The following is a 15,978-nucleotide window of genomic DNA, read 5'->3' as shown; positions in this document are numbered from 1 at the left end:
CTAAAAGCTCAACCAGTTGTTCGGAACTTTCAGTATAATAAACCAGAGAGGAGAACCTTGCTGCAAAACGGTCCTTATGACCAAGAGTATGTACGGTTCCTCCTCTCTGCGTGTCTTTATACCGCCATTTCGTGACATTTATAAAGACTTGTTTTTAACATATAAGAGTATGTAATAAAAGAATTACAGCAAATTTACCCGAAGGTGTTGCAAGAGATTTTCTAGGACCCAATGCTAAAACAGTTATAAGCAGCCTTAGCGGCTTTTTTATTAACTCAAAAAGAGAGGTACAGCAAATTTTGGGCAGTATTTTTAATCTAAATATAAGCCTTGGTTTAGTCTCAAATACTGAACGCAGGGTATCGAAGAAGTGTGCATCTGAATATGAGAAAATGAAGGAAGAGTTGCAAGGAAGCGAGTATTTGCATATAGACGAAACAGGGCACAGAAATCAAGGAAAGAGAGGCTGGAGTTGGGTAATAACAAACAAAGCGTTGACACTTCTGAAGGTAAGCGAGTCTCGTGGTAAGAAGGTGTTGAAGAGTTTACTGCCAGAATATGATGGTATAGTTGTGAGCGATAGATACGCTGTATACAATTACTTCAATCGTGAAAATAGACAGATATGTTGGGCACATCTGGCAAGAGATTTTGAGAGATTTGCCCATAGTAAAAATGTTGAAGTGAGCAAAATTGGCCAAGCACTAAAATCGCTCAGCAATAAGGTGTTTGTAGTAGATAAGGCAAAAAAACAAAATTTGATAGATAATTTGAGATTTTATCGACTGGTGCGAAAAATTCGGAAAAGGGTAAAACATTTTTTACGTAAAATGACGAGGGTTGCAAATAGCACTCAAGCTTCAAGAATGGCCGCTAAGATGTTACGATCTGAGGATATGATGTGGAAGTTTTTAAGAAAACCTGAAGTGATAGAAACAACTAATAACCTTGCAGAACGGCAAATTAGACGGTACGTAATTTATCGTAAAAACAGCTTTTTCACCTGGTCAGAACGTGGAGAAAGATTCGTGGAAAGAATGTTGTCGATATTTTTGACATCACGTCTAAATGGCCAGAACCCCTTTCAAAAGCTACAGAATCTAGTAGCTGTCACTGCTTAGTTCTTTAATTCATTCTCACAATCCGTGAACGGTTACTGTTCTACCTTCTCTCTTTCTTCTTGAACCTGTGACTTTAATTCACTAGCTTCTGCTTCTAATTGTGTAATTTCTCTTTGTGATTCCACAGCATCTTTTTTACACTTTATTAACTTATCTTTTGCCTTCTTAGTTTCATCTCTACAGTCACGAAGTAAATCTTCTTCTGATTTATCATCCTCTTTTCCCGCAACCTGATCTCCTAGATTTTCGACTTGCTCACCCTCTTCACCATAAAAAAGTTTGTTGGCATATAAATTACTATTATTAACTTGATCGCTATAGATATTGTTTGACATTGTGACCTCCTATATAGTCAAAGCTGGAATTAAATTAGAGTATAAAAGCTAGGAATTCAACATGGGTAAAAGAAACCACAGCTCAGGAAATCTAAGGTTAACTCAGAAATTATTATAAGCCAAAATGATTAAAAATTTTATAACTTATATTGTAGATCTAGCATGATAACCAACAATTAGATTTTCTTTCAATTTCCACCTTACTCACCAGCTTGACACAGTCCATCTTTATTCATTAGAGAGCCGTGATTCCTCTACTCTCCAATGATTAATCACTTGTCAGTTTTGAGTGTAGTAGTTGATAGCCTGTACGTAAATACGTTGCTTTTGTCCTTTAGAAATTTTTAGTCTACTATCTTTATCCAGAAAAAAATTGTAAAATTTCTATAGTTATGGTATAATTGTAAATACCGCTTGTCAATAAGCTGAGTATAAAAATGCCGTTCGGACAAATCATTACATATAGCACGATATTACTTACTATAATTGCAGTATTTCTCTTTTTGAGAAAAATATACAAAAATCATATTAGAAAAATTATATTTCCTCTAAAAGTTCTCAAAGAAGAGTGGGAAGAAAATAGAAGATTTAATGAATTGTATCAAAAAAATAAGCAAAAAGAGTTGATGAAACAACAGGAAATGCTAAGGGAGAAACAAAAGAATATGCAAGTTTACAAAGAAGATCTAGAAATAGTTGATATAGCAAAACCGTTAGGTAAATGGACAAAGATGGTTATGATGGGTAATAGTTTAATGAAACATTTTGCACAATTGATAAACAGAGAAGGTGATAAGAAAGGATTTTGGGAGCTATTTATAAAAGCTCAGTCTTCAACTAAGGGTAAATATAAAGGAAAAGGCAGATAATCCATGCTTGAATGTAAAAATCTATCCTGTGCTCGTAATAACAAAGTATTATTTAAAAACCTCAATTTTAAAGCTGAGCCAAAATCAAAAATCTTAATCACTGGTCCAAATGGTAGCGGCAAAACCAGCTTAATCAGAAGTTTATCTGGACTCTTACCACCAGTATCAGGCAATATAAGATACTGCGGAAAAGACATATATGATGATCCAAAATCCTTTATATCTTCCATGGTTTACGTAGGACATAAAAACGCCTGTAAAGATAGTTTAACAATTGGTGAAAACATAGAATTCTGGGCAAGAATACGGAACACTAGAGAATCAGTTATGGCAGCTGCTTATTGTTTAGAGTTGCAGCCTGTGTTTAACATTAGATATGGTGAACTTTCTGCAGGCTGGAAAAGAAGAGTTGCGCTTGCTCGCCTTTTAATTTCTAATGCAAACATTTGGCTGATAGATGAACCATTCTGTAATCTTGATAGCACAACATGTGAATTAGTATTGAACCTAATCTCAATACGCTCTGAGCAGAACGGTACAGTAATTATTACAGGACATAGCTCTACAGAACAATTGTGTGACTTCAAGACAATCGACATACGTGATTTTAACAGACCTCTTGTATAATTTTTGTAACCGTTCACGGATTGTGAGAATGAATTAAAGAACTAAGCAGTGACAGCTACTAGATTCTGTAGCTTTTGAAAGGGGTTCTGGCCATTTAGACGTGATGTCAAAAATATCGACAACATTCTTTCCACGAATCTTTCTCCACGTTCTGACCAGGTGAAAAAGCTGTTTTTACGATAAATTACGTACCGTCTAATTTGCCGTTCTGCAAGGTTATTAGTTGTTTCTATCACTTCAGGTTTTCTTAAAAACTTCCACATCATATCCTCAGATCGTAACATCTTAGCGGCCATTCTTGAAGCTTGAGTGCTATTTGCAACCCTCGTCATTTTACGTAAAAAATGTTTTACCCTTTTCCGAATTTTTCGCACCAGTCGATAAAATCTCAAATTATCTATCAAATTTTGTTTTTTTGCCTTATCTACTACAAACACCTTATTGCTGAGCGATTTTAGTGCTTGGCCAATTTTGCTCACTTCAACATTTTTACTATGGGCAAATCTCTCAAAATCTCTTGCCAGATGTGCCCAACATATCTGTCTATTTTCACGATTGAAGTAATTGTATACAGCGTATCTATCGCTCACAACTATACCATCATATTCTGGCAGTAAACTCTTCAACACCTTCTTACCACGAGACTCGCTTACCTTCAGAAGTGTCAACGCTTTGTTTGTTATTACCCAACTCCAGCCTCTCTTTCCTTGATTTCTGTGCCCTGTTTCGTCTATATGCAAATACTCGCTTCCTTGCAACTCTTCCTTCATTTTCTCATATTCAGATGCACACTTCTTCGATACCCTGCGTTCAGTATTTGAGACTAAACCAAGGCTTATATTTAGATTAAAAATACTGCCCAAAATTTGCTGTACCTCTCTTTTTGAGTTAATAAAAAAGCCGCTAAGGCTGCTTATAACTGTTTTAGCATTGGGTCCTAGAAAATCTCTTGCAACACCTTCGGGTAAATTTGCTGTAATTCTTTTATTACATACTCTTATATGTTAAAAACAAGTCTTTATAAATGTCACGAAATGGCGGTATAAAGACACGCAGAGAGGAGGAACCGTACATACTCTTGGTCATAAGGGTAACCGTTCACGCAATGGCGTCAACTTAAGAGCCTTCATTAGCAGACTCTCCTAAAGACATGATGGCGTTTAGGCTTATCAACTTTGTCCATTCACGGTATAAGAAAGTAGTTTACAAAAATTGCATAATTAGTATAAAAAACAATAAACTAGATAGATGAGGGGTTGATGATAGAGGTGCTACAAGAAAAGATTGTGGTATTGGAGTCAGAAGTTGGTACTCTGAAAGCAGAGAATGATAAGTTAAGGACAAAAATAATTGAGCTAGAGGATAAGCTGGGTTTAAATTCAAAAAATTCATCGCTGCCACCATCGCAAGATGTATATCGCAAAAAGACAAAAAAGAAGAGCGATAAAAAACCAGGCGGGCAGCCAGGACATGAAGCGCACAAGCGGGAATTGATGGTAGCAGATGAGGTGGTAAAATGTTCAATTGATACAATTTGCATGTGTGGAAGCCAAGTTATTTTAGAAGAAGAAACTGTGCATCAAAAGGTTGAATTGCCAAAAATTAAACCGATAGTGACTGAATATAGGCTACAAAAAGGCTACTGTAAGGCGTGTAAGAAAAGGATCTCAGCTAGTCTGCCTGAAGGTGTGACAAGGGATCTTTTAGGAGCTAATGCAAAAGCAGTAATTAGCAGTTTTAGTGGATTTTTTATCAATTCAAAAAGGGAAGTACAGCAAATTTTGAGCAGCATATTTAATCTGAATATAAGCCTAGGTTTGGTATCAAAGACCGAGGGTAGAGTATCAGAAAAATGTATATCTGAATACGAAAAAATAAGAGAAGAGCTACGGAAAAGCAAGTATTTACATATAGATGAAACAAGCCATAGGAACCAGGGAAAGAAAGGTTGGAGTTGGGTAGTAACGAATAAAACAGCAACACTTATGAAGTTAGTTGGATCTCGCGGAAAGAAGATATTAAAAGGGCTATTGCCAGAGTATGATGGAATAGTTATAAGCGATAGGTATGCTGCGTATAATTACTTTAATCGTGAAAACAGACAGATATGCTGGGCCCATTTAGCAAGGGACTTTGAAAGGTTTTTTTACAGTAAAAATGTTGAAGTGAGCAGAATTGGCGCAGCATTAAAATCGCTGAGCAACAGGGTATTTGTGGTAGATAGAGCACGTAAACAAAACCTGATAGACAATTTAAGATTTTTCCGGTTAATGAGGAAGATTCGAAAAAGGGTGAAACATTTTTTGCGAGAGATAACAAGGGTTGCAAAAGGAACTCAGGCCTCGAGAATGGCTGCCAATATACTACGTTCTGAAGATATGATGTGGAGATTCGTGCGCAATCCTGATCTGATCGAGACAACCAATAACCTTGCAGAACGTCAGGCTAGACGGTACGTCATTTATCGTAAAAATAGTTTTTTCACTTGGTCAGAACGTGGAGAAAAGTTCATTGAAAGAATGCTTTCGATATTTTTGACTGCACGTTTGAATGATCAGAATCCTGTCCAGAAACTACAGAATTTAGTCGCTATTCCTGCCTAATTGGGAATATTCCGTGAACGGTTACTCATAAGGACCGTTTTGCAGCAAGGTTCTCCTCTCTGGTTTATTATACTGAAAGTTCCGAACAACTGGTTGAGCTTTTAGGCTCGTATATAAGGGTGGAAAATGCAGTATACACATTATTTATGGAGGGATTATGAATTTATCAAATATTATTACTGGCATTGATATTAGCAAAAATAAACTAGATATCCATATTCATCCACTTGGACATCATAAAGTATTTGAAAATAACGTTCAAGCTATTGATCAAATAATCGACTTTTTGCGTTTACATAACGTAACCAAAGTTCGACTTGAAGCAACTGGTGGGTACGAAAAATTATGTGCTTATACTTTATTAAGCCATGGTTTTGAAGTATATGTCATTCAACCAAGATGGGTGAGAGATTATGCAAAAAGCCTTGGTATTGCTACTAAAACTGATAAAATAGACTGTAGCATCATCTCACGTTATGTTAGTAATACAGACATGCGTGTCACTCCTTTAAAAGTTAGTAGTATTGACTGTTTGAAGCAAAAATTATCTCGCAGGAATCAACTAGTAGAAATAGCAAAAATACAAAAAACCCAAGCTCATCAAGTAACCGATTTATCTATAATCAAACAAATGGAAGAGCTACTTGCAGTTTTACAAAATCAAATTCAAGTCTTAGAAGATGAGGTAATGGAATTAGTCGATAAAAATCAAGAGCTTAAAAAAAAGTACATGTCAATAACTAGTATACCTGGTGTAGGTGCAATAACAGCTATTACTTTTATTTGTTATCTACCCGAGCTTGGAACTCTCCAACATAAAGAAATATCCAGCCTTTCCGGAGTTGCACCTTTTAATCGAGATAGTGGTTTTAGTAAGGGAAAAAGGTGTATTCAGGGTGGTAGATCACAAATTAGAAAGGTTTTACATATGTGCATTCTTAGTGCGCAAAGGTACAATTCTTATATAAAAATCTTCTTTGATAGGCTATACAATCAATATAAAAAACCATATAAAGTTACCTCTACTGCTGCAATGAGAAAATTACTTATCCTTGCTAACTCTTTAGTAAGAGACGGTAGACGTAACCGTTCACGGAATATTCCCAATTAGGCAGGAATAGCGACTAAATTCTGTAGTTTCTGGACAGGATTCTGATCATTCAAACGTGCAGTCAAAAATATCGAAAGCATTCTTTCAATGAACTTTTCTCCACGTTCTGACCAAGTGAAAAAACTATTTTTACGATAAATGACGTACCGTCTAGCCTGACGTTCTGCAAGGTTATTGGTTGTCTCGATCAGATCAGGATTGCGCACGAATCTCCACATCATATCTTCAGAACGTAGTATATTGGCAGCCATTCTCGAGGCCTGAGTTCCTTTTGCAACCCTTGTTATCTCTCGCAAAAAATGTTTCACCCTTTTTCGAATCTTCCTCATTAACCGGAAAAATCTTAAATTGTCTATCAGGTTTTGTTTACGTGCTCTATCTACCACAAATACCCTGTTGCTCAGCGATTTTAATGCTGCGCCAATTCTGCTCACTTCAACATTTTTACTGTAAAAAAACCTTTCAAAGTCCCTTGCTAAATGGGCCCAGCATATCTGTCTGTTTTCACGATTAAAGTAATTATACGCAGCATACCTATCGCTTATAACTATTCCATCATACTCTGGCAATAGCCCTTTTAATATCTTCTTTCCGCGAGATCCAACTAACTTCATAAGTGTTGCTGTTTTATTCGTTACTACCCAACTCCAACCTTTCTTTCCCTGGTTCCTATGGCTTGTTTCATCTATATGTAAATACTTGCTTTTCCGTAGCTCTTCTCTTATTTTTTCGTATTCAGATATACATTTTTCTGATACTCTACCCTCGGTCTTTGATACCAAACCTAGGCTTATATTCAGATTAAATATGCTGCTCAAAATTTGCTGTACTTCCCTTTTTGAATTGATAAAAAATCCACTAAAACTGCTAATTACTGCTTTTGCATTAGCTCCTAAAAGATCCCTTGTCACACCTTCAGGCAGACTAGCTGAGATCCTTTTCTTACACGCCTTACAGTAGCCTTTTTGTAGCCTATATTCAGTCACTATCGGTTTAATTTTTGGCAATTCAACCTTTTGATGCACAGTTTCTTCTTCTAAAATAACTTGGCTTCCACACATGCAAATTGTATCAATTGAACATTTTACCACCTCATCTGCTACCATCAATTCCCGCTTGTGCGCTTCATGTCCTGGCTGCCCGCCTGGTTTTTTATCGCTCTTCTTTTTTGTCTTTTTGCGATATACATCTTGCGATGGTGGCAGCGATGAATTTTTTGAATTTAAACCCAGCTTATCCTCTAGCTCAATTATTTTTGTCCTTAACTTATCATTCTCTGCTTTCAGAGTACCAACTTCTGACTCCAATACCACAATCTTTTCTTGTAGCACCTCTATCATCAACCCCTCATCTATCTAGTTTATTGTTTTTTATACTAATTATGCAATTTTTGTAAACTACTTTCTTATACCGTGAATGGACAAAGTTGATAAGCCTAAACGCCATCATGTCTTTAGGAGAGTCTGCTAATGAAGGCTCTTAAGTTGACGCCATTGCGTGAACGGTTACCGGTAGACTGTTTACTGAGGAGTATAGCCCTAAAACTGCTTCTATATAGCAATAGCATAGCTGTGAATAAGTACGCCCACACAAATTTTAAGTACTTATTCACAGCTACATCAATTTTTCTATTGACTTTTAACACAACTGCTACAATGTCCTCTTTGCAACCTGTACTCAGTTACAATTGGCTTAATTTCTGGCAACTCTGCCTTCTGATGAATAATTTCATCTTCTAAAGTAATCTTACCTCCACACATACAAATTGTATCAATTGTGCATCTCACTACCTCGTCTGCAGCCATTAATTCACGCTTATGCACCTTATGTCCTGGCTGACCTCCTGGTTTTTTATCACTTTTCTTTTTTGCTTTCTTACGATATATATCTCGTGATGGTGGCAGCGATGAGAATTTTGCGAATTTAAGCCCAATTTGTCTTCTAATTCAACTATTTTTGCTTTCAAGCTATCATTTTCTCTGATCAGTGCTTTTATTTCTTCCTTGAGATTAGCGTTTTCTGCTACAACCTTTTCTTGCAGCACTGTTGTCATTTACCCATTCCATATTTAGCTTCCTATCTCTTTACACTTTTATACTTACTTTGTAAACCACCTTATCTCCGTGAACGGTTACGAAAAGAAACACTGGTTTGACATGCACCTGAACAGATACTCTCAGTGATGTAAATTCAACTTTACCCCATTTGCAACCATCAGGGTTCTTTGACTATAGACCTAACAATTCTTTTCTAATTTCTTCTTTAATTGTATCAATAATCTTTTTATCAAGTTTATTTATTAAGGAATCATCAATACCTGTGATGTCATCTGGATTTTGTATCATTTTTTCAATAGCATCATCTATTTTTTTTACTCTTTTTTCATTAATTTCCTCAAATATAGGTTTAATTTTCACATAACCAGGAGCGCCCTTGCTATAATTTTTGCTGCTTTCGTTGATGCAACCGCCAGCACCATATATTATATTAGTGTAGCTTTTACTACATTCTGGTACATTTTCATACTCAATCTTACCATTCCTTATGTATGCTATTTCATTATCCTCTCTAGAGTCTAACTTATCTCCTTTTACAACTTCTTCTTCTAGCTTTAAATTTTGCTCATGAATTATTGTATCTTTGTAATTCTTTCCCCCATAGGTTCTGTATGTACCTCCGCCTGCAACAGTAATTAAATCTTTACAAATTGTTTCTGAAGAGTCTCTGCACATTTTTATTAAAGTTGGTCCCCCATCCTTGTTAGATTCATCATCTTCTTGTCCACCACCTCCTTCTGTCACTTTTACTTTAATATAGTGATAATTGGGGTTGATTTTTAGTTTAGCTTTAATGTAATCACCTGGCATTCCTAGTCTACTTACAGTAGACTGAGCTTTATCAGCTATATGACCAGCTTCACCACCTCCCCATGCTTCTATTTCAACGTAATCATACATTGACAGATCATCTGTATAGCCATCTCCAAGCTCATAAAGTTTTTGATCCCTGTTTTCAATAATCTGCTTCTTATGTTTCAATTGTGCTATTATTATTTCACGTAATCTCTTTTTTAAACCCTCTAAATCGAACCTACACAATTTATCAGCATAAAAGACTTCTGTTCTATTTGCTTTAATCGGTTGATTTTTTAATTGTGTGCACTTTTGTATTTCACCTTTCTCGTTTTTTACTGTTTTACCATCCTTATCCTTGCAATCCACTTCTTCATATCTTAAGTAAAATAGTTTATCATTCTTATCTACATACTGTGTTGAGCGACTACATACTCCATCAAAGCAGAGGCAACCATCATCACCGTGATTACAGTTTTTTTCTTCATACTTTCCATCTGTTAACTCATATACTATTTTGCATTTGTCACAATTTTGTTTTGTATCTACCTCTTTATCCTCTTTTGCCATGCAGTTATCTCTAGACTTATTTTCAGCAGGAATGGAAATATATCCTTTTTTATTAAATATTATTTCATTCAGTGCATCTTGTGGCTTTGCTAAAACCTCAATTGTTTCGTTACAGGGAAAATAATAAAGCTGATCAGACTCCTTTGAATAAACAGTATTGTATTTATTGTATCTTGCCCCCATTGATTTTAGCGATATTAGCTTACTTTCTTTTTTAAGAACAAACTCGTCTGGTTCTGGTTGCCACCCAGAAAGGCAGAGCATTTTACTTTTAGAATTTTCTTTATATTTTATTTCTACTTTTGGATATCCTGAGCCATCTAGTTTGCACTTACCATTCTGAAGCTCTTTACATTCTGTTTCAATATCGGGAACATATCCATACTTTTTGAGAACTTCAAATTGCGAATTATTTTTTAATATACCTTCTATTACGCTATCGATGTCGCTTTTACTGTTACTGCTATCAGTTGTTTTTGCCACTATTGCTGGCTTTACTACTTTTAAAGGTAGATGGACAACATATGTAGGAGAATTTTTATTAACATAAAAAGTACAGATGCCATTACTGTGAGTTCCACGTGCGTCATAAGTACAAACGTTCTCACTCATCTTCATTTTTACTTTTAGCGTATTTTCGCCTTTACCCTCATTAGGCTTTGGTATGCTCACTTCTTCAATCTTTGGAGCAGGTGGCGCTGGGAAGCAGCGAGCAGGAAATTGTAATTTTCTTTTGGACTCTTCTCTCTCAGTACCATAATATTCAGTGCAGAGCTGACCTTTTTTTCTATAAGTTTTAAAGTGATGGTGGGTATCTTTATCTGGAATAGAGTATGTAGCACTTTGAATGTTTTTATTACTTGAAATAACGCGTGGAAAAGGTAGCTCTCTTCTTTCTTTCAGCTCACCAATAATGACTCCAACTCTTGGATGGAAATAATCATTTTCTTCATTTGTTATAGGAACAATTCTAACTTGTGGTGGTGACATCGCAAGTTGTTCACAAAATGGAGGTGGGCCAGGTGCAAGTTGCACAGGGGCACACTTTACTTTTGTTTGATAGCATGTATCACAAACTTTTTCCATCTCTCCAGGACGAAAAATATTTTCCCCGGAAAATACTCTAGAGCCCCATGCAGAAATTCCTGACATACAAGCCCCCTTTTGACTACAAGCGCATATTTTAGGGGCGTTAGCAAATTTTACTTTTTCTTCATCAGTAACACCATCTGCCCACTCCCATCCAAGACCTTGAGCAATTTCTCCTCCAGCTTTTGTTTTATCTCCTTCCCAATCGATAAAAGCTGCTGCAGAAACTCCAGCTCCTATACTCTGCGTTCCATATATCTGGCGGCAGGATGTTCCACTGGATAATATATAACAGTTGTCGTTCCCTTCGTAATCGCAGACCTTAATTTTCGGATCGAAGTAACCTTCTGGTCCCTGATTATTTACTGCTGTAACTTTAATAAATTGCAATAATTTTTCGTCAAAATCTATATTGCTCCAATCAAAGCTAATGATCTTCCAAAAGCCTTTTCCTGCTTTACTTCCTGTAGCTTCAATTTCAGTATTACTTTTTACAAATGTTGGACAATCAGCATATCCTTGATAAGAAAGACAAAATATCAAGGAGAATATCAATAAAAAATTAAGCTTTACATTTTTCATAGAACACCGGTAACCACTTACTCACTTTCTCGCCTTTTTCCTTCATCGCCTCATACATATACTTTATAGTCTCTTTATTAGCTGAAAGTACATGTATTTCTTTCATATTCTTCAAATCTAGATTTAAAGTTACTAAACCTTTGTATTGCTTTATCAAAAATAAACCTTCCTGTGTTGGTGTTTGCAAAATGACATTCAGTTCCTCTTTCGACAGAGAAAATGCTTTCATGTATAACCTGTTTGCATTTATGTTCGGCATCAGGATTCTCGTATCGACATGCTTATCTAAATATTGAGTAAACTTGCTAGCAAATGCTAGGTTTAAGTTTTCAGTACTTAGAATTACTACAACATTTAACTTTGTCATTCTTTGCATCCAGTCGTCAAACTCTCCCTCTGTAGGAAAAATATTACTTATCTCCCATGCTTCATCCAAAACAAGTATTGCAGGTGAGCCATCACATTTTGCTTCGAAAGAGTATAAGAAATAGTAAAGTATCACGGACATACATTCTTTTTGCTTAGTGAGATTTGCAGTATTGAGGGATATAGTTTTTGTTCCCCAGTCAATGTCTGACTCATCACCATCTTGGAATAAGTAAGCAAATTCACCATCACCACACCATTTACTTATTTTACCCCCAAGAAGTAAAAGCACTTCAGAAATTTGAGAAATAGATCGCAATTCTCTTGATATACCAAATATAGAATCTACAATTTTTTTTGTCTTTTCTTCTACGTCTACCAAACTTGCATCTGCAACCATCCTTTTGATCAATTCAACAAGCATATTGCGATTAGAAGCACTATCTTCAATGTTCAGTGGGTTGAATTTTAGACTTTTATCTTTATATTTTGGATCAATTATGTAATATTGGCCGCTTACTGCTTTAGTAAATATTATTGATTTTCCAGTATTATCCAATATAACAATCCTAGGGTTAAATTTTCTTGATTCCGAAAGTAAGAAATTGATCAGTGAGGTTCTACCTGAATTTGGAGCTCCAAGTATTGTGGTATGACCATTATTTTTCTTTCCATGAAAGTTAAAAAAGTAAGGACTGCCTTTTTTTGAAAAAAAAACTGTTACTGCTTCTTTCCATCTTCCTCCTTTTAACGTACCTGATGTAAAATCATGCAACATAGCAAAGCTGCAAGCATATTTTTCTAATATATTTTTTGGTTGTGTAACAAAAGCAAAGTTTCCAGGAAGCTGTGCCCAAAAATGATTTTCCATGTGCAGATCAGTTCTAAACATCATCAACCCGATTAACGACATTACAGAGGATAAATCGCTGATATTTTTAGCTAACCTATTCTTATCATCTGCAAAGATTGTAACAATAATTTTCTGTTGACAAAAATCCATAGCAGAAATTTTTTCAAGCTCTATTATTTCATTTATTCCTGAGTTTTGAAGTAAGGTATTGTCCTCACTGATTTGCAGTATATTAATTTGTTTTTTGAATTCTTTTACTGCTTTATTATTACTAGTAAATATTATTATTTCTGTGATGATAAGCTCAGAGTCAAGTTGCAAACACCTATCTATATTTTCTAAGGGGATTTCTCGATATTCCTTTATGCAAAAAATAGAACCAAACTTCTGTTGACCTTCAAACGATGTTTGAAATTTATTGAAACCGAAAGCTACTTTTAGGTTTTTCACATGCTGCGATAGATCCCTTTCACATATTGGATAATCTTTGTGCGTTAATGTAATAATGTAATGGAGAAATTCCATCATTTGAGAATATATTTTGCCTTCACTAGACCTAAGGCCCAGTTTTTTAGCTCCAAAAGGTTCTAAATCTTTTTGAATCAGGTCAGTTATTTTTTGTAATTCTTGATGATTTTTTTGTAAAAATAACTTGTGCCTATTCTTTATCCCGCCAAAAAAAAATGCATTATTAATATGTTTGCCAAAATCACTAAGTAACACCACAATGTACAATTCATTTATATACTGTAGTTTACTATCAACTAGTTTATTAAACCACGTTGAGTGTAGCTGATCGGAAAAGTCTGCAGTTTTATTCCACTGTAAGCTCAGTTTATTGCGCTTACGGACAGTGTGAATCCAAACGTTAAAATATAAACTCTTGATATTTTTTGATATACTTTTTCTAATTTCAGTTCTAAGATCACCATAGTTATCAACTGAAGAATAGTCTTCTAATTTGATTATTTTTAATAATTCCCCCTGTTTTGTTAGTATAGTTTCTTCATCGTAGTGGCAAGCATAAGGGATAAAATCTAAATTAATACTTTCTAGTAACGCTAAATTGTTCTTTTTTTCAGAATTAGAGCTAGTGGCTGGTACTTTTGGTTGCATACAATATCATGCATATTCAATAAAAAGATAATAAAGAATCATCTATCTTACTTAATCCTTATCTTCTTTTTTGTTATTGGATTGTAACTGTATGTCCTTTGCAAAGTTGAATTTTTCTTTCAGGTAATCTGTTGCCTTTTCTGTGCTTCCAAACATCATGATCAGTACGCCAAATATTATCATGAAAAAAATTAGGCCTCTGAACACTACTGCAAGTATCACTGTAGCTATACATAAACCTATAATTGTTGAGGGACTCATATTTTCTACAGTATCTTTAACTGAAAATGAAGAAATAAGTTCTTTCAACGTTCCTGGTATATTTTTCAATTCATCACTTGCTTTGCTAGAACACGACATGAAAATAAAACTTAACAGGGCTACAATAGAAAAAACTCTACCCAATTGAATATGCATCAGCTAAATACCTTTAAGATACTCCTCAAATGTAACAATTTTTACATCAATAGGCAAGAACCGAATTCACTTGCTCACCATAAGTAACTCATATTTAACTTTTATCACCGTGTTAGCTCTTTATTATCAACAAGAGGACTCACACTAATGGATGTCAATTTACTTGACAGAATATTTGAACAAAATTCAGCAACAGCTGCTGTAGCAAACACTGCAGCCACCACAAACAGTCCTGCTCCTACTAATCCTGATGTCATTGCTCCTGCAACAATGCACCCTATTGCTAAGAGAGCAGAACTTGTTACAAGTGCGACGTGAAGATTTTTGTTTTTGATTTTACTATTATTTTCATAATTATTGGATTGCATTGTATCTTTTACCTTACTGCCTGTCACTGAGATCACACAATGAGGCCCTTCTTCAGTCTTCTTATAATGTTTAGAAGGGGATCTTCTTCCGCTTGGGCCTTTGGGCCTTGTTTTGTTCGGATGTGCTAATTTTGTTTTTCCTTCATCTTCTAGTTGCAAACTATTATCTTCCTCAGCAGGGTTTAATTTTAAGTGTACACTTTCCTCAGATGAAATGCTTGTTACTGAAGTTAAGCTGTTCCTTCTGCTACTTGATGCCAAGCTAGATGAATTTATTCGACTATCTAAATCACTACTACTACTGAGTTTAGAAGTATTTGCACCACTTGGCACTTCTACAGCATTCACAGTTATATTAGGCTTTTCATTTTTTAAATCTTTACTATCAATCGAAAGATCAGATTGACTATTCAATTGTGATTGTGTGATCTTCTTTCTTGCTTGCGATTGTTTTGATGTAAGAATTGTTGAAGCATCATAACGACCTGAACTTCTCAAGGAATTATATATTCCAGGGGTTCCTTTTCCACTTACACCCTTAGCTAAAGAATCCTTTTCCAGAGGATTAATACCTGAATTTTTGGGAATTTCAACTTCACCAGAAAGAATTTGTTTGTTAAATAGTTCCATAGTATTATTTTGTCTATTTGCTTGATTACTTCTAAGACTTTTCTGATTTTGAATAGTGCTACTAGAATGATCTTTATTGTTGCTCTTTTTAGTAATCTCTGAAATTATTTTTAATGTTTTCCCTCTTCTTGTTGGTGATCCTTGTGATTGTTCTATTTCATTCTTAAATACTGGAAGTCCGACTTCTGATCCCATTACTTCTTTTTCCAATTCTGGAAGAAATTTCTCGGTGTAATAATTATAATATTTTTCTTGCTCTCTCAGTAATTTTTCTAATTTAATTAATATGTTCGGATCAGCTCCTTTGTTGAACAACTCTATGCATTTTGCGATAGTTCCATCTCCCTTTTTTAGATTTTCATGATTATGTGTTTTTTTTTGTGACCTTTTTGTATATAGCATTGTACAATTGTTGATTAATATCTTCACTCTTCTGATGTTTTGCAAAACGACTTAGCATAACATTTCT

Annotated in this window: 14 protein-coding genes; 5 read left to right on the top strand and 9 right to left on the bottom strand. The window is 35.1% G+C overall.

The features are described 5' to 3' along the window. The first annotated feature begins 161 nt into the window (after positions 1 to 161). Positions 162 to 1,121 carry an IS66 family transposase gene (gene tnpC, locus OPR58_RS10195; protein ID WP_320109902.1) on the top strand — a complete coding sequence of 320 codons (960 nt, stop codon included), beginning with the start codon at positions 162 to 164 and terminating at the stop codon, positions 1,119 to 1,121. A gap of 32 nt (positions 1,122 to 1,153) precedes the next feature. On the opposite strand, the gene OPR58_RS10190 is transcribed toward tnpC (OPR58_RS10195), so the two are convergent. Continuing rightward, a complete protein-coding gene (locus tag OPR58_RS10190) occupies positions 1,154 to 1,456 on the bottom strand; it encodes a hypothetical protein (protein ID WP_265022618.1) in 303 nt (100 codons plus the stop codon). 437 nt (positions 1,457 to 1,893) lie between these two features. Here OPR58_RS10190 and OPR58_RS10185 point away from each other — a divergent pair, with 437 nt between their 5' ends. Continuing rightward, positions 1,894 to 2,325 (top strand): hypothetical protein, encoded by a 432-nt coding sequence (locus OPR58_RS10185; protein ID WP_264682413.1) that lies wholly within the window; start codon positions 1,894 to 1,896, stop codon positions 2,323 to 2,325. Between the two features lie 3 nt (positions 2,326 to 2,328). Then, positions 2,329 to 2,952 carry a heme ABC exporter ATP-binding protein CcmA gene (ccmA, locus tag OPR58_RS10180; protein WP_064085635.1) on the top strand — a complete coding sequence of 208 codons (624 nt, stop codon included), beginning with the start codon at positions 2,329 to 2,331 and terminating at the stop codon, positions 2,950 to 2,952. Between the two features lie 41 nt (positions 2,953 to 2,993). On the opposite strand, the gene tnpC (OPR58_RS10175) is transcribed toward ccmA, so the two are convergent. Continuing rightward, on the bottom strand, positions 2,994 to 3,932 hold the full coding sequence (gene tnpC, locus OPR58_RS10175) for an IS66 family transposase (protein WP_265023147.1): 939 nt from the start codon (positions 3,930 to 3,932) through the stop codon (positions 2,994 to 2,996). A gap of 279 nt (positions 3,933 to 4,211) precedes the next feature. Between tnpC (OPR58_RS10175) and tnpC (OPR58_RS10170) the strand changes: the two genes are divergently transcribed. Then, the gene (gene tnpC / locus OPR58_RS10170; protein WP_265022247.1) at positions 4,212 to 5,555 is read left to right on the top strand and encodes an IS66 family transposase; all 1,344 of its coding nucleotides are present in this window, start codon (positions 4,212 to 4,214) and stop codon (positions 5,553 to 5,555) included. A gap of 157 nt (positions 5,556 to 5,712) precedes the next feature. After that, on the top strand, positions 5,713 to 6,666 hold the full coding sequence (locus tag OPR58_RS10165; RefSeq protein WP_265022616.1) for an IS110 family RNA-guided transposase: 954 nt from the start codon (positions 5,713 to 5,715) through the stop codon (positions 6,664 to 6,666). Here OPR58_RS10165 and tnpC (OPR58_RS10160) read toward each other — a convergent pair. The 7 genes from tnpC (OPR58_RS10160) to OPR58_RS10130 all read right to left on the bottom strand — a co-directional run bounded on the left by tnpC (OPR58_RS10160) (position 6,663) and on the right by OPR58_RS10130 (position 15,956). Further along, positions 6,663 to 8,006 (bottom strand): IS66 family transposase, encoded by a 1,344-nt coding sequence (gene tnpC, locus OPR58_RS10160; protein ID WP_265022247.1) that lies wholly within the window; start codon positions 8,004 to 8,006, stop codon positions 6,663 to 6,665. The two genes, OPR58_RS10165 and tnpC (OPR58_RS10160), sit on opposite strands and share 4 nt — an antisense overlap. Positions 8,007 to 8,294: 288 nt before the next feature. Continuing rightward, positions 8,295 to 8,471, bottom strand: coding sequence for an IS66 family transposase zinc-finger binding domain-containing protein (locus OPR58_RS10155; protein ID WP_406846499.1), 177 nt, complete (start codon positions 8,469 to 8,471; stop codon positions 8,295 to 8,297). Beyond that, positions 8,471 to 8,719, bottom strand: a complete 249-nt coding sequence (locus OPR58_RS10150) for a DUF6444 domain-containing protein (RefSeq protein ID WP_265022268.1) — start codon at positions 8,717 to 8,719, stop codon at positions 8,471 to 8,473. Before OPR58_RS10150 ends, OPR58_RS10155 begins: the two co-directional genes overlap by 1 nt. A gap of 175 nt (positions 8,720 to 8,894) precedes the next feature. After that, positions 8,895 to 11,759, bottom strand: a complete 2,865-nt coding sequence (locus OPR58_RS10145; protein WP_265022615.1) for a hypothetical protein — start codon at positions 11,757 to 11,759, stop codon at positions 8,895 to 8,897. Then, positions 11,740 to 14,094, bottom strand: a complete 2,355-nt coding sequence (locus tag OPR58_RS10140) for a VirB4 family type IV secretion/conjugal transfer ATPase (RefSeq protein ID WP_265022614.1) — start codon at positions 14,092 to 14,094, stop codon at positions 11,740 to 11,742. Before OPR58_RS10140 ends, OPR58_RS10145 begins: the two co-directional genes overlap by 20 nt. A gap of 51 nt (positions 14,095 to 14,145) precedes the next feature. Continuing rightward, the gene (locus tag OPR58_RS10135) at positions 14,146 to 14,511 is read right to left on the bottom strand and encodes a hypothetical protein (protein ID WP_265022613.1); all 366 of its coding nucleotides are present in this window, start codon (positions 14,509 to 14,511) and stop codon (positions 14,146 to 14,148) included. 104 nt (positions 14,512 to 14,615) lie between these two features. After that, complete coding sequence (locus OPR58_RS10130; RefSeq protein ID WP_265022612.1) at positions 14,616 to 15,956, bottom strand: DUF350 domain-containing protein; 1,341 nt, start codon at positions 15,954 to 15,956, stop codon at positions 14,616 to 14,618. Positions 15,957 to 15,978: the final 22 nt, after the last annotated feature.

This window comes from Wolbachia endosymbiont (group B) of Ischnura elegans, from assembly GCF_947251585.1.
Classification (GTDB): Bacteria; Pseudomonadota; Alphaproteobacteria; order Rickettsiales; family Anaplasmataceae; genus Wolbachia.
This window is presented reverse-complemented; position numbering and strand designations above follow the sequence as displayed.

Coding starts and splice junctions, on each gene's coding strand:
- OPR58_RS10190 (WP_265022618.1), bottom strand. CDS start 1,456: ATGTCAAACAATATCTATAGCGATCAAGTTAATAATAGTAATTTATAT.
- OPR58_RS10185 (WP_264682413.1), top strand. CDS start 1,894: ATGCCGTTCGGACAAATCATTACATATAGCACGATATTACTTACTATA.
- ccmA (WP_064085635.1), top strand. CDS start 2,329: ATGCTTGAATGTAAAAATCTATCCTGTGCTCGTAATAACAAAGTATTA.
- tnpC (WP_265022247.1), top strand. CDS start 4,212: ATGATAGAGGTGCTACAAGAAAAGATTGTGGTATTGGAGTCAGAAGTT.
- OPR58_RS10165 (WP_265022616.1), top strand. CDS start 5,713: ATGAATTTATCAAATATTATTACTGGCATTGATATTAGCAAAAATAAA.
- tnpC (WP_265022247.1), bottom strand. CDS start 8,006: ATGATAGAGGTGCTACAAGAAAAGATTGTGGTATTGGAGTCAGAAGTT.
- OPR58_RS10155 (WP_406846499.1), bottom strand. CDS start 8,471: ATGGCTGCAGACGAGGTAGTGAGATGCACAATTGATACAATTTGTATG.
- OPR58_RS10150 (WP_265022268.1), bottom strand. CDS start 8,719: ATGACAACAGTGCTGCAAGAAAAGGTTGTAGCAGAAAACGCTAATCTC.
- OPR58_RS10145 (WP_265022615.1), bottom strand. CDS start 11,759: ATGAAAAATGTAAAGCTTAATTTTTTATTGATATTCTCCTTGATATTT.
- OPR58_RS10140 (WP_265022614.1), bottom strand. CDS start 14,094: ATGCAACCAAAAGTACCAGCCACTAGCTCTAATTCTGAAAAAAAGAAC.
- OPR58_RS10135 (WP_265022613.1), bottom strand. CDS start 14,511: ATGCATATTCAATTGGGTAGAGTTTTTTCTATTGTAGCCCTGTTAAGT.